Genomic DNA, 13,806 nt, shown 5'->3' with positions numbered 1-13,806 from the left:
GAGGCAGCGTGTGAGAGGCGGGGCGGCCCCTGAACTCACTGTCAGGCTGCGACGACTTCTTCGCGGGGGCGGGGTCGTGGGCGGACGGTCCAGTGGTAGGCGACACCGAGGGTGACGAGCAGCGCTCCCGACACCGCGGGTCCCCACAGTCCGACGGCGAGGCCCGCGCCGTCCAGCAGCGTGCCGCTCAGCGCGGAGGACGCCGACTGCCCGACGACGACGCCGGTGCTCATCATCGCCATGACGGTGGTGAGACGTCCTGCGGGTGACTGCTCGGACGCGATCGCGAAGAGTGTGACGAGGCTCGGTCCGACGCCCGCGCCCATGATGAGGAGTGCGACGACGAAGAACGTGAGGGTCTCTCCCTGTGTGTAGAGGAGGCAGCCGACGAACATGAGGGTGGCGAACACCAGCCACCGTGCTCGCAGGCGGAACGCTTCGGGCAGGAGGACGACGGAGAGCGCGCAGATCGCTGACCCGACGCCCATGACGCCGTAGAGGATTCCGGTGGCGTCCGCGTTGCCGAGCGTCTCCATGAATGCGGTGAGGCTCGTGAGAGTCGAACCGAAGAACAGACCGATGCAGACCATGCCGCCGACGGGCAGGAGCACCGCAGCGCGGAACAGCATCGCGACCGGGTCCGGGCCCGGCGCCGTCTCGACCTGTGCCGCGGAAGGCTCTGTCGCCGCTGCAGGTGTTCCGCTCGTCGGGGCGCCACCGCCGTCTGCCGAAGCGGCTTGGCCGTTTGCCGAAGCGGCTTGGCCGTTTGCCGAAGTGTTCCCGCCGCCTGCCGAAGTGGGAGAGCCCGTCGCCGCGACAGTCGATCCCGCTGCAGTGTCAGAAGTGTCGACGACCGGCGCAGCTGAAGCACCCCGTCCCGTGGGTGCGCGTTTGCCTGTCCGGCCCTGCGCGTATTCGGCAGACCGGTGCAGGGCGAACGCGATGATGCCGACCGCGGTGAGGAGGGAGGCCCCCACCACGGGTGACACGGTGCCCCACGCGACGGCGGAGACCCCGACGATGACCGGGCCGAACACGAACATGAGTTCGTCGGTCATGGACTCGTAGGACAGGACTGCGGAGGTGGAGCGGCTGCGGGAGGTGGCGGGCATCTCGGCGTCGATGGCGAGCAGCCAGCGTGAGCGGACCATGGACGAGGCTTGGGGTGCGGTGAGACCGATGAGGAGGCCCATGGTGAGGATGACGGGCGATGTGGCTTCGTTGAGCAGCGCCCAGGCGAGGCCGAGGAGGGCGGTGGCGTTCGCGACTCCGAGGATGAGGAGGACGGGTCGCTGTCCCCAGCGGTCGGCGGCGGCTCCCATGAGGGGCCCGGAGATCGCCGTCCCGACGCCGACGAGTGCTGCGGTGATGCCTGCTTCCGAGTAGGAGCCCCGCAGGGCGGACACCGCCGTCATGACGGCGACGACGGACATCGCGAATGGGAGTTTCGCGATGACGGCGATGGGGATGTACCCCCAGCCGAGCAGGCGGATCAGAGAAGCGAACACGACAGTCAAGGGTAGCCGCACGGGATGCGCCCCGTGTGCGGATTCGACGGAACCGGCTGGTCGCGTGCGTCACCGTGGGACGCCGTTCAGGCTGACTGGCCGAGTGGGCCCCTATGGGACACCGTCCAGGCTGACTCGCCGAGTGGGCCCCTGTGGGACTCCGACCAGGCTGACTGATCGCGTGCTTCTCCGCGGGCGTTCGGCCCGACCGGCCGGTGTGCTGCATGCTCACAGTGCGATGGGTCGGACTCTCATGCGCCGAGGGGAAGTTCCGGGGGCAGGCCCAGCAGTGCGATGCGGAATCTGGAGTGGAACAGGAGTCGTTGGCGCGGGTCGGACGACTTCGGAGGCCTCCACGCGGGGAGTCCACGGGCGAACACGGAGTCCCACCCGGATCGTTCGAACCACCGGTGGTGGAAGGGGCAGACAAGCGTGAGGTTGTCGACTGTCGTCTGCCCACCTCGTGCGTAGGCGATGATGTGGTGCGCTTCGCACCATTCGGCGGGTGCGTCGCAGTCGGGGAAGGTGCACCCCTGATCCCGCGCGGCGAGCACCGCCATCTGGGTGCGTGTGGCGAAGCGACCCTGCGATCGGATTCCGACCGATCGACCGGCGCCGTCCTTGATGTGCACGAACATCTGGGCGGCGTTCGACCACCGCTCGAGGTTGCCGAGGGTCGTCGACGCTCCCGCGTGGGTGTTGAGGATCGAGTGGGGCTTGGTCAGTTCGTCCGCGGTGGCGGTGACGACGAGAGCGTGGTCTGCCCCGTGGAGGACTCGCTCCCGGGCGACGCTGCGCAGGAGGAAGGCGAACCGGTCGTGTCGAGCGAGTCCCGGCGCGTCCGCACCGACTGGTTCCGCTGTCCGCCGCCCGCTCTGGCTGCCGTCCGCGAAGACGCCTTCGGATTGGTAAGCGGAGACAGGGCGCGGGTCGACTGCCGCATCGCTGCAGTCTGAGCCGCTGGGGTTCCGCAGTGGGGAAGCAGATTCTTCGCCGGGCGGTGTGGAAGCAGACTCTTCCCCGGGTGATGGCGGGTCGGGTTGCTCCCCCGGTGATGGCGGGGCGGGTTGCTCCCCGGGTGGTGGCGAGGAAGGCGGTGAGCCGGAGTCCTCCCCGGGCTGAGTGCTGCCAACCGGCGCCCGCCCAAGGGTCTTCTCCCACACCACGGTCGTGGCAACGCCTGATTCGGAGGTCTTGGCCTCCGCGAGCAGCCTCTGGGCTTCTTCTGACACACGCTCACTCAGATGGATGGGCCATCCGGCGGGGTTGAGGTAGAAGCAGGGCTCGTCCTCGACGAGCGTGCCCTGCTGACCACCCACCTCGATCGTCGCGTCTGCGTGCATCGTGATGCGGGTGTCCTCCCACATCGCTTCGAGGGGAATCTGCGGAATGGTCTCCTCCTGGTTTCCACCCTGATCCACGCTGCGGGGGTCGCCCCCGTCCTGAGGTGCTCCGTGACGGCCGTCGCCGGCGTCACTGTGCGCATCGTCCCGGCTCGGGGCAGAGCAGTCCGTCGCACGGGTCCTGCTGGGCGCGGAGGTCACGGAGTAGTCGTCCGCGTCATCCAGGCCCGGTCGACGCGTGCCGCTGCCGGACAGTCGCGGCGACGACGACGGCGAGAAAGTTTCCTCGCATGAGGTCTCTGCAGGAGACGGTTCCGTGCCATCCGTGTTGCAGGCCCTGTTCGGGCGCACTGCGACCGGAACGTCCGCATCCTTCATCCGCCCGTACAGGAGGGCGCGAAGAGTCGTCCCTGTCGGACAGTCGAGAAGACCCCTCAGCCTCCAGTCGCCGTTCCTCTGCTGCGTCAGCGAGACGCTGTACTTGTGCGGGTCCGGTTCGTGCCGTGGCAGGGTCCCATCGGGGTCGATGTGCTGGATGATCCTCTCCCGCAGCTTCGGGACGTCTTTGAGCGTCACGGTCGGCGCGAGTTCGACAAGAGTCTTCTCGACCCGGTCCGCATACATCGCGTGGATCGTGGGAGGCAGGTCATCGACCGCGTCGCACAGCGCCTTCGCTTCGTCAGCGGAGAGCCTGCCGTTCGCGAATTCCGCTGCGACCGCCGGGCGCAGCGGCTCCAGCTCTTGGCCGGACTCGGAGATCCGACTGACGAGCGTCTCACTCAGGACCTTGCGTCGCCGAGCTTCGCCGGCAGTGATGCGGAACTCCCCCACGAGCAACTGCTCGGTCGACCGGTACCCGTGCGCGGTGCTGTCCCCAGCCCGGCAGTAGTGGGCAAGCATTTCGGCACCCATTGCCCCCACGAGGCGGCCGATCACCTCCAGCGCTCGAATCCCGGAAAGCGTCTCTCGTGCTCCGAACAATCGATGTCCCGACTGGGCATCGCGCACGTCCAGTGTCTCGTCGAGCAGCGCCAGCAGGTGAGGAACCCTCTCCTCGAGCAGATCCCTGTCCGCGTCGGAGAAGGGGACACGGAACCGCGGCTCTTCAACCGGCGGCCCGGGTTCCTGGTCGAGACTCACCACGCCGCCTCACACCCCTTCGTTCGATTAGTTATAGAACACTCTAGTCGAACTACGCTTTTCGGTCTAGTGTTCTGGTGAATCTCTTTCGGTTCCGTGCCGTTCCCGCGCAGGCGCCACGCCATTCCGGTCACGGGGAAGCCGTCGTGACCGGCGTTCTCTGTCGTGGTTGGCGTCCTCGGTGAGGCACGAGTCCTCTGTGACGCACAAGCTCTCCGTGAGGCGCGCGGCCTCCGAGCCACCGCGGGTGTGTCCGTACCTGCGCCTAGGCTGGTCGCATGACGAACTCAGCTGCACATGGTGTCGGTCAGGGAAGCTCGGGCGGGCGGTACAGTTCGGGGCTGTCCACGACCTCGGCGGTGGACGCGGTCCTGGCGGCGGACCTGTCCGCCTTCGTCATGGAGTCGCCGTCGTCGTATCACGCCGCGTACGCGGTGCGGGAGCGGCTCGTGGGAGCCGGGTTCGAAGAGCTTGACGAAGACGACGCGTGGGCCCTGCAGCGCGGCGGCAGGTACGTGGTCGTACGCGATGGGGCCATCCTCGCTTTCGCGATCCCCACAGACCACGACACGGATGCGACCCCCCGCGTCCTTCCGTTCCATGTCGTAGGGGCGCATACCGACTCCCCCGGCTTCAAGCTCAAGCCGCAGCCCGACTTCACCGCCGAAGGTGCACTCCAAACAGGTGTGGAGATCTACGGCGGCCCGCTCATCAATTCGTGGCTGGACCGCGAGCTGTGCTTCGCCGGACGCCTGGTCCTGCGCGACGGCACTGCCGTCCTCGCTCGGACGGGGCCCATCGCACGCATCCCCCAATTGGCGATCCACCTGGACCGGAAGGCGAATGACGGCCTCGCCCTCGATCGGCAGCGCCACACGCAGCCGGTCATCGGGCTGGCAGACATGGTGGAGGTGGCGGGGGCCGGGGCCTCGGGCACCCCGGGCATGGGCATCCCGGGCGTAGGCACCCCGGGCGTAGGCACCCCGGGCGTAGGCACCCCGGGCGTGGACACCTCGGGCATGGCAGCCTCGAACGCCGGAAATACGAACGTGGACTCCGCCGGGTCGATCGTGCTGGGCCTTCTCGCAGAATCGGCCGGCGTCGACATCGAATACATCGACGGCTACGACGTCCTCACGTTCCCCGTCCAGGAGCCGGCGGTGTTCGGGGCACACAGCGAGTTCCTCGCGTCCCCGCGCCTCGACAACCTCGCATCGGTGTGGGCAGGGATGAGTGCTCTCGAACAGGTCGACACCGCGCAGCTGACCGGTATCGCCGTGCTCGCAGCCTTCGACCACGAGGAAGTCGGGTCGGAGACACGGTCCGGCGCGAGCGGCCCCTTCCTCGCCGACGTCCTCGAACGGATCACCGCAGGCCTGGACCAGTCACGCGGCGACCATCTCCGCGCGCTGTCCGGGTCGGCCTGCATCTCCTCCGATGCGGGGCACGCGGTCCACCCGAACTACCCCGGCCACCACGACCCCGTGAACCGACCGCGCCTGGGAAGCGGCCCGCTGCTCAAGATCAACGCGCAGCAGCGCTACGCCACCGATGCCGTCGGAACAGCCGTGTGGGCGCGCGCGTGCAGGGATGCGGGAGTGGGGTACCAGGAGTTCGTCTCGAACAACACGATTCCCTGCGGATCGACCATCGGACCTCTCACCGCGACCCGGCTGGGGATGACGACGGTCGACATCGGGCCGCCGCTGTGGTCGATGCACTCCGCACGTGAGATGTGCGCGATCTCCGATCTGGCGGACCTGCGCGCGGCGCTCGGAGCGTTCCTCGGGCGCTGAACACGCGAACGGCCCACCATCTCGACGATGGTGGGCCGGTATGTCCTCGAAGACAGTGGGCAGCGCAGCCCGGCGTGAGCGGTGCAGCCCGGTGTGGGGGATGCAGCCCGGTGCCCGGTGCCCGGTGTAGGGACTGCAACCCGGGATGGGCAGTGCAACCCGGCGTGGTGAGCGCAGGTCTCCCCGCTCACCTCATGTCCGCGCCTGCCGTCGTGGTCAGAAGTCCGTGGGCGAGGTGCCGGCTGCCCCGCCGCCCTGCTCCTGCTGGGCCTGCTGCTGGGCCGCCTCCTGTGCCAGCTTCTCCTTCTGCTCCTCCACCTGCTTGTGCACGTCCTCCATATCGAGGCTCCGCACACCGCTGATCAGCTCTTCGAGCTGAGGCGCTGCAAGCGCACCTGCCTGACGGAATACCCCGACACCCTCGCGGAACACCATGAGGGTAGGGATCGACGTGATGCCGAACGCGCTGGCAAGCTGCTGCTCTGCCTCCGTGTCGACCTTGCCGAACACGATGTCGCTGTGCTGCTCGGAGGACTGCTCGAAGACAGGGGCGAAGTTGCGGCAGGGTCCGCACCAATCCGCCCAGAAATCGAGGATGACGATGTCGTTGTCCCCGATGGTCGACTGCAGGTTGTCGGACGTGATTGTGCTCGTGCTCATGGGTTCACGCTATCCGATGGCGCTGAGCATCCAGTGAACGGACCATGGCATCCCACTCACCCCCGGCAGCGGCCGCCGGCCGCTGCGGGCGTCCGCTCACCCGGCCGCGTCGACCTCGGCCTCCGCGAGCACCCAGCCCAGGGACCGGGTCGCCTGCTGCAGTGCCGGCATCACCGACGCAAGCAACCGGCGACGCAGATCGGCCAGCTCCTGCGTGCTGACAGGACGCCCGTTCGCGTCGACGGTGTCGTCCTCGCCCTCGGTCGCCGCGCGCAGCGCTTCGATGAGCGCGGACCGGCCCGAGGGGGTCGAGTCGTCGAGCGGGTCCGACCCCCGCGCCGGCACGATCCCGTCCCCGTGCGCATCGAGCAGACTCGCACCTTCCCAGCGGTGAGCACTTCCCGTGCCCGAGGCGGCCGACGGCTGGTCGGCGTCCCCTTCCGCGCCGTCCCGGGAGCCTTCCCGGTCCCGCTGCGGGAACACGACGAAGCCCAAGGCGTCGCCGAGCATCCGCCGGAACCAGTCGTGCTCGCCGAGAGCGTGCGCGGCGACTGCCATCTGGGCCGCATCAGCGAGGCCTGCCGAGCCCGGGCCCGCGACGCCGTCCGTGCTGCTTCGGACGAGGCTGTCACCCCAGTTCGACTCGACGACTGCGTCGAACGCTCGGCGCGCGGCGGTGATCCACTCGTCTTCCCCGAGCCGCCGCCCCGCCTCTTCGAGGGCGATGATCGCGAGGCCGTTCCATTCGCTCACCAGCTTCGCGTCGCGGTTCGGCAGCTGACGCTGCGCACGCCGGTCCGCGAGTTCATGCCGAGCTGCGACCGCCGCCGAGGTCTCCCACGGTGCCGCGTCAGCCTCACCGCCGCTCGACTCGGTTCCGCTCGGCTCGGTCCCGCTTGGCTCGGTCCCGCTTGGGCCAGTTCCGTCCGGCGTGACGTGACGAGGAGTGGCCCCACTTTCCGGTGCGCCCTCACCTGTGTCCCCGGCCGACTCACCGTGGACCCAGTCGGTGATCGCAGGGAAGCCGATCGCAAAGGGACGTCCCGGAGCTGCTGCGTCGACTGGGCCGAGCGGCGTGAACGGTCCAGGCACCTCGTCCGCCCGCTCCAGGTAGTACGCGCCCTCGGTGCGGTGAGCGTCGTCGTCCACGGAATCGGCGTCCAGGCCAGAGGCGAAACCACCGTTCGGCAGCTGGAGCCGCTCCAGGAGGAAGCGGGCGGTGTCATGCACTTCCCGCAGTGCGAGGCGCGTGAAGCGGGACCCGGGCTCTCGCTGCCGCTCCGCTTCGCACCAGTGCACCGCCGCCTTGAGGTACATCGCGTTGTCGAAGAGCATCTTCTCGAAGTGCGGGATGTGCCACTGCGCATCGACGCTGTACCGGGCGATGCCCCCGTCCACCTGGTCGCGCATCCCGCCCGCGGCGATCCCCGCGAACGTGCGACGGACCGCCGCGAGCTCCGAGCCGGCCGGCGCCTCGGGCGTGTGGAAACGGTCGTGACGGCGCAGCAGGTGGATGAGGCTCAGCATCGGCGGGAACTTCGGGGTGGCGCCGAAGCCGCCCCAGCGGGTGTCCTCCGTCGCGAGGAGGTTCTCGGCGGCGGCGGTGAGCGTGTCGTCGTCGACCTCCGGGACCGGCGCGTCGGCGGGCAGCCCCATCGACAGGTCAGGCAGGCGGACCAGCGACGACGCCAACTGGTCGGCGATGGACTCCGCCCGCTCCCGATCCTGCGACCACGTGCGGGCGATCGTCGTGACGACCTGGGAGAAGCTCGGCATCCCGTCGCGAGGCTCCGGCGGAAAGTACGTGCCCGCGAAGAACGGCCGCGCGTCCGGCGTCGTGAAGACGTTGAGCGGCCACCCGCCCTGGCCCCGCATCGCCAGCAGCGCATCCATGTAGAAGGCGTCGACTGCGGGCAACTCCTCCCGGTCGAGCTTGACCGCGACGATCGACTCCCGCAGCAGCTCTCCCACTGCGGGATCGGAGAACGACTCCCGCGCCATCACATGGCACCAGTGGCACGTCGAATAGCCGATGCTCACGAGCACGGGCACATCACGCTCCCGCGCCTCCACGAACGCGTCCCTCCCCCACGGGCGCCATTCGACCGGGTTGTCTGCGTGCGCACGCAGGTACGGGCTGGTCGACGAGGCGAGCTGATTCGTCATGTGTCCACGATCTCATCCCCAGCCGTCCGTGCCCAGGGGTGAGCCGCGAACGTACAGTGGGCGTGTGACCGACAACGTGCCTTACCCGCCCTCCACGCCCCCCGTTCCGCCACCAGCCGGGCCGCACCCGCAGGCCGGGCCGCACCCACCAGCCGGGCCGCACCCGCAGGCCGGGCCGCACCCACCGGCCGGGCCCGCCGATGCGCCGGCCGGACCGTTCGCCCCGGGCACACCCGCTGGGCCGCAGGCCCCGGCCGGGCCGGGCGTCGCCTCCGGACCGCACGGACAGGCCGGGCCACACATCCCCGCCGCGCCGCTCGCCCCCGGCGCACCCGCCGGGCCTGACCCGCTCACCCCTCTTCCGGGTCTGCGGTTCGGGTCGAGCTACCGCACGCCGCGCACCCGATGGTGGAGGGGCGTGCTCAGCATCGCCGTCGTCATCGTCGCGGTGCTCCTCTTCTCCATCGTGCTGAGCGTCGTCGCCGTGGCCATCGACATGCTCCTGGGCCTGCAGGACCCGGAAGCGATGATCGAAGGCCGGATCTCCATGACGCCCGCGATGCTTGCGGCGACCAACCTGAGCCTCATCGCCGCAGCCGCACTGTCGCTCATCGCCCACCGGTTCATCAACGGAGTGCGCGTCGGCTACTTCCATTCGGTCGCGCCGGGTCTGCGCTGGGGCTGGATGTGGCTCAGCTTCGCGCTCGTCGCGCCGCTCTACCTCCTGTTCGCCGCGTCGAGCTTCCTCGATCCCGCCTACCAGACGCTCACGTTCTCCGGGACCACCCTCGCGTTCTTCTTCGTCATCATCCTCACCACTCCGCTGCAGGCCGCCGCAGAGGAATACATGTTCCGCGGCGTCATCCAGCGGTCGGTCGGCAGCTGGATCCGGTCGCCCCGGTGGTCCTTCATCGTCGGCACGGCGGCGAGCGCTGCTGTGTTCTCCGCCGCGCACTTCGCGGCGGACATCTGGCTCATCGTCTACTACCTGCTGTTCGGTGTGCTCCTGTCGATCCTCACGCAGCGCACAGGAGGCGTCGAGGCGGCGATCGCGATCCACACGGCGAACAACCTGTTCCTCCTCCTCGTCTCCGCCGTCACCGGCCAGATGGACGCCGGGTTCGACCGGTCTGCGGGGGTCGGAGGCCCAGTCATGCTCGTCCCCGTCGTGATCCTCGCCGTGGTCCTCCTGGTCCTGTCCTGGGTCGGGAAGCGGCACCGCCTCACCACAGTCACGGGTGGCGAGGCGATCACCGCCGACGCGGCAGGGCCCGGTACCGCGCTGCCGTCCGCCAGCCCCTGGACAGGGTCTGGACAGCAGGCTGGTGAGTGAGTCCATACTCACTGGTGGAAGAACTCCCACCGCAGTAAACTGGAACCACTCAAGAAAGCGAGGCGATCACTGTTACAGCCGCTCCCGATCTCCTCGCACTCGCTGACAGTGTGTCCGCGTCCGTTTCGATCCGACCACCCGTCACCGACCGCATGACATCGCGCACCCGCCGGAGGGTCGCCGCACTTGCGACGACCGCACGGCACACTCCTGAGGAGGGACGACCATGAATAACCTTCATCGCGAACTCGCACCCCTGTCCGACGCCGCGTGGGCGGATCTCGAAGACGAGGTGAAGCAGACGTTCCGTCGGCACATCGCCGGGCGCCGCTTCGTCGAGATGCCCGATCCCCGCGGCTACGAGTTCTCCTCCCTGACGACGGGCCGCGTGTCCGAGTCGGCGACGAATGTCGACGGTGTGCGCGGGCGCAGCCGTGTCGTGCTCCCCGTCGTCGAACTGCGAGCGCCGTTCTCCGTCAGCCGTGAGGAGGTCGACAGCGTCGCTCGCGGCTCTGTCGACGCGGACTGGGATCCGGCGAAGGACGCCGCGATGCGCCTGGCGAAGGCCGAGGACAACGCGGTGCTCAACGGCTCCGACGACGGTGTGGGCCTGGCCGGCATCATCTCCTCCAGCCCGCACAAGCCGATCCAGCTGCAGCCGGACATCAAGGACCTCACCTCGGCGGTCGCGGAAGCGATCACGGTCCTCCGGCTCGACGGTGTGAACGGCCCCTACAACCTGCTGCTGTCGGCTGAGCTCTACACGCAGCTCGCAGAATCAGCGGACGAGGGCAACCCGATCTCCGCCCACATCCAGCGCATCCTCAACGAGGGCCGCGTCATCTGGGCGCCGGCGATCGACGGTGCGATCGTCGTCTCCCAGCGCGGCGGAGACTTCGAGCTGCACCTGGGTCAGGACGTGTCGATCGGCTACGACTCGCACGACGCGGAGAAGGTGAACCTGTACCTCCAGGAGACGTTCACGTTCCGTGTGGCGAGCTCCGAGGCCGCAGTGCACCTCACTCCCTGAGTCCAGTTCTACGGGGCCGCACTTCGCGCCCTACATGAAACTTCGCCACCTGCGCGGCCATACCCTCTGCGTCAGGCTGTACTGAGACAGCCTGACAGCAGGCGGGGATACGCGTACAGGTGGCGAAGTTTCTTGTAGGTGGAGCGCCTGCGAGGATGATCATATGGCGCTTCCCCCTGGCTACGAGCTGCACGCCGGGCCGCCCTCCGTCCCCGAGTACCGCCGACTCCGCGCCGCATCCGGCCTCACCCCCGTGTCGCAGGCCCAGGCGGAGAAGGCGATCCCCGGCACGTGGGCGTTCCGTCACGTCCGATTCCACACCGCGGCAATCAGCTCCCGCGGCACCGACCACACCAGCGGCCACCACGACGCTGCTGGCGAAGCCGTCGCAATGGGGCGGATCGTGGGCGACGGCGGCTGGTACTTCGTGGTCGCCGACATGGCGACGATGCCGGACCACCAGCGCCGAGGCCTCGGCCGGGTCATCCTCACAGCCCTCCTCGACGAGGTCCGCGCGTCCGCGGAACCCGGCGCCTTCGTCACGCTCACCGCCGACCCGCCGGGGCGCAGGCTCTACGAATCACTGGGCTTCGAAGACGTCCGCATCGCTGAGGAGACCGGTATGCGGCTGTGGCTGCGCGACTGAGGTCGGCTTGTGCCTGTGCCGGCGCGAGCCTGCCGGGAGGGGTTTGGGTCAAGGCTCCAAGCAAGCCACAGAACCACGCGAGCCAGGCATGCATGTGAGCCAGGCATCCATGTGAGCCGGGCACTCGCCTGGGTCGGGCACTCACCTGAGTCGGGTTCGGGCGTACGACGGATACGAACGTGGGTCAGGTGTTCTCGCCCGAGTCGGCGCCCGCCCGAGTCGGCGCCCGCACGAGCCAGCGCCCGCACGGGTCAGACGAGCTCGCCGATGACCACGTGCGTGGCGTTGGGGAACGGGCAGTACCCGTCGACCGCGTGCGCGGCGAAGATCCGCTCGAGGTCCGCGATGAGGGGCTCGCGCGCAGGATCCCCTTCCTTGGGTGTGTACGACATCGACAGGTGACGCTCACGGAACACGTCCCACGTGAGGAGCTCGTCGTTGTCGTACTCGTACCGCGCATAGTGGTCGCCCCCGTAGAATTCCGCGAGGTCCGCGTCCGTGATCCTCTCCCCCAGGGTGAGCGCGACGAAGTCCCCCACCCGCGTGCGATAGGCGTCCGCGATCGCCTCGACGGAGGGCTCACCCTTGCGCCGGAAGTTCCAGATGAGCGCCACCTGGCCGCCGGGCCGCAGGATCCGTCGGCACTCCGCCCGGAACGCCGGGATGTCGAACCAGTGGAACGCCTGCGCGACCGTCACGAGGGAGACGGAGGAATCCTCCAGTGTGGTCCGCTCCGCCGGTGCATCCACGACGCGGAGCCCCTCCACATCACCGATCGACGTGCGCAGCGCCGCGCGCATGTCCTCGTTCGGTTCAACTGCGACGGTCGTCCACCCGCGGTTCAGAAGAGCTGCGGTGAGCTTGCCCGTGCCGGCCCCGATGTCCGCGACAACGGGCTGGGAGGCAGCTGCGACCTCGGCGACGGGGTCATCGGAAGCGGGTGCCACTCCACCGGTGGGGGCTGCGGCCTCGGCCGCAGGAGCGTTCACACGATCCGCCAGCAGATCCATGAGTGCGGGCGGGTATCCAGGCCTGCTGCGGGCGTAGACCTCGCCCAGCCCGGTGAACGTGCCGGTGTTGTCCGTCATGAGTGCCCTCTCGTCGTACCGTCCGGCAGTCGCCCGGACATCAGACGATCCGGGCCCTGCCGCCGTGGGCGCTCAGACCCCTACGCCACCCACGAAGAGACGTGTCGTGAGGGGGAAGCGCACCATGTCGTCCTCACGGTACTCGGCGAACAGTGCACGGAGGTCGGCGACCAGAGGCGCGTAGGCCGCGTCCCCTTCGCGTGGGGCGTAGGTCGCGGAGAGGCTGCGGCCCAGGAACTCGTCGGAGGTGAGCATCTGGTCGTGGGCGAATTCCCGGTACTCGAATCCGTCCGGCTCGAAGAACGCCTCGAAATCGGCGGCACTCACCCGGTGATCCCCGCTGAAGCCGGGGAAATCCCGCACATGACGGCGGAAGACGTCTGCGGTGGCGATCGTGAACTCGCTGTCCCGACGACGGGAGTTCCACAGGAGCGCGACTTTGCCCCCGGGACAGAGGACGCGACGGCATTCGGCGCGGAATGCAGCCTGGTCGAACCAGTGGAAGGACTGCCCGGCGGTCACGAGGTTGATGGACGCATCCGGCAGCAGCATGTCCTCCGCCGTCGCCTGCACTGCCGTGAGCAGACTGGTCGTCGTGGCCTTCGCCTCGAGGATCTGGAACATGTCCGGATTCGGCTCGACGGCGACAGTGCGGATCCCCTGGTAGACGAGCTCTTCGGACAGCTTGCCGGTCCCCGCGCCCACATCCGCCACCTGACAGGACGTCCCCAGTCGCAGGCTGTCCGCCAGCCAGCCCAGGCACTCCGAGGGATAGCCGGGCCGGAACGTGTCATAGATCCTGGCCAGGCCTGTGAAGCGAGTCGTTGCGTCTCGCGGCGCGGTGCTCACGTTCATGGTCGGTCCTCCCTGACGCGCCGCCGCACGGGTGCCGCCGGCGGAAGCCGATGGCGAGTGCGACGGCCACGGCCGGTCAACAGGGTCCCGACCGATAGCTTCTTTCGAGAGTACCCAGTGAAACGACTCAGTGAAGACTGTGAGGATGAGGGTTCGCTCACATTCCGGAACCCTCCGTCTCTGCACGAAGCCTTGAAGCGGCATGTGACCGGCAAGTACGATATACGACATGGGTTACCCG

Annotated in this window: 10 protein-coding genes; 4 read left to right on the top strand and 6 right to left on the bottom strand. The window is 68.8% G+C overall.

Annotation, left to right across the window (positions count from 1 at the left end; genetic code table 11):
• Positions 1-41: 41 nt before the first annotated feature.
• Entirely contained in the window at positions 42-1,508 is a 1,467-nt protein-coding gene (locus JFC09_RS16325; RefSeq protein ID WP_332839630.1) for an MFS transporter, read from the bottom strand.
• A 251-nt stretch (positions 1,509-1,759) separates the two neighbouring features.
• The gene (locus JFC09_RS03635; protein ID WP_198392585.1) at positions 1,760-3,991 is read right to left on the bottom strand and encodes an HNH endonuclease signature motif containing protein; all 2,232 of its coding nucleotides are present in this window, start codon (positions 3,989-3,991) and stop codon (positions 1,760-1,762) included.
• A 278-nt stretch (positions 3,992-4,269) separates the two neighbouring features.
• Here JFC09_RS03635 and JFC09_RS03630 point away from each other — a divergent pair, with 278 nt between their 5' ends.
• Positions 4,270-5,787, top strand: a complete 1,518-nt coding sequence (locus JFC09_RS03630) for a M18 family aminopeptidase (protein ID WP_198392584.1) — start codon at positions 4,270-4,272, stop codon at positions 5,785-5,787.
• Between the two features lie 216 nt (positions 5,788-6,003).
• Here JFC09_RS03630 and trxA read toward each other — a convergent pair whose 3' ends face one another.
• Together trxA and JFC09_RS03620 are read right to left on the bottom strand one after the other, a co-directional pair.
• Positions 6,004-6,447 (bottom strand): thioredoxin, encoded by a 444-nt coding sequence (trxA, locus tag JFC09_RS03625; RefSeq protein WP_198392583.1) that lies wholly within the window; start codon positions 6,445-6,447, stop codon positions 6,004-6,006.
• A gap of 96 nt (positions 6,448-6,543) precedes the next feature.
• Positions 6,544-8,613 (bottom strand): thioredoxin domain-containing protein, encoded by a 2,070-nt coding sequence (locus tag JFC09_RS03620; RefSeq protein ID WP_198392582.1) that lies wholly within the window; start codon positions 8,611-8,613, stop codon positions 6,544-6,546.
• A gap of 64 nt (positions 8,614-8,677) precedes the next feature.
• Here JFC09_RS03620 and JFC09_RS03615 point away from each other — a divergent pair, with 64 nt between their 5' ends.
• The 3 genes from JFC09_RS03615 to JFC09_RS03605 all read left to right on the top strand — a co-directional run bounded on the left by JFC09_RS03615 (position 8,678) and on the right by JFC09_RS03605 (position 11,622).
• Entirely contained in the window at positions 8,678-9,946 is a 1,269-nt protein-coding gene (locus JFC09_RS03615) for a CPBP family intramembrane glutamic endopeptidase (protein ID WP_332839629.1), read from the top strand.
• 226 nt (positions 9,947-10,172) lie between these two features.
• Positions 10,173-10,976, top strand: coding sequence for a family 1 encapsulin nanocompartment shell protein (locus tag JFC09_RS03610; protein WP_198392580.1), 804 nt, complete (start codon positions 10,173-10,175; stop codon positions 10,974-10,976).
• 163 nt (positions 10,977-11,139) lie between these two features.
• Positions 11,140-11,622, top strand: coding sequence for a GNAT family N-acetyltransferase (locus JFC09_RS03605; protein WP_198392579.1), 483 nt, complete (start codon positions 11,140-11,142; stop codon positions 11,620-11,622).
• A 251-nt stretch (positions 11,623-11,873) separates the two neighbouring features.
• On the opposite strand, the gene JFC09_RS03600 is transcribed toward JFC09_RS03605, so the two are convergent.
• Both JFC09_RS03600 and JFC09_RS03595 read right to left on the bottom strand, forming a co-directional pair.
• Positions 11,874-12,710, bottom strand: a complete 837-nt coding sequence (locus JFC09_RS03600) for a class I SAM-dependent methyltransferase (protein ID WP_198392578.1) — start codon at positions 12,708-12,710, stop codon at positions 11,874-11,876.
• Positions 12,711-12,782: 72 nt separating this feature from the next.
• Entirely contained in the window at positions 12,783-13,565 is a 783-nt protein-coding gene (locus tag JFC09_RS03595; RefSeq protein ID WP_198392577.1) for a class I SAM-dependent methyltransferase, read from the bottom strand.
• Positions 13,566-13,806 lie beyond the last annotated feature (241 nt).

Origin of the sequence: Brevibacterium yomogidense (genome assembly GCF_016107685.1) — a bacterium.
In the GTDB taxonomy this organism is placed as follows: domain Bacteria; phylum Actinomycetota; class Actinomycetes; order Actinomycetales; family Brevibacteriaceae; genus Brevibacterium; species Brevibacterium yomogidense.
The sequence above is the reverse complement of the archived record's forward strand: the minus strand, read 5'-3'. Positions and strand labels throughout refer to the sequence as shown.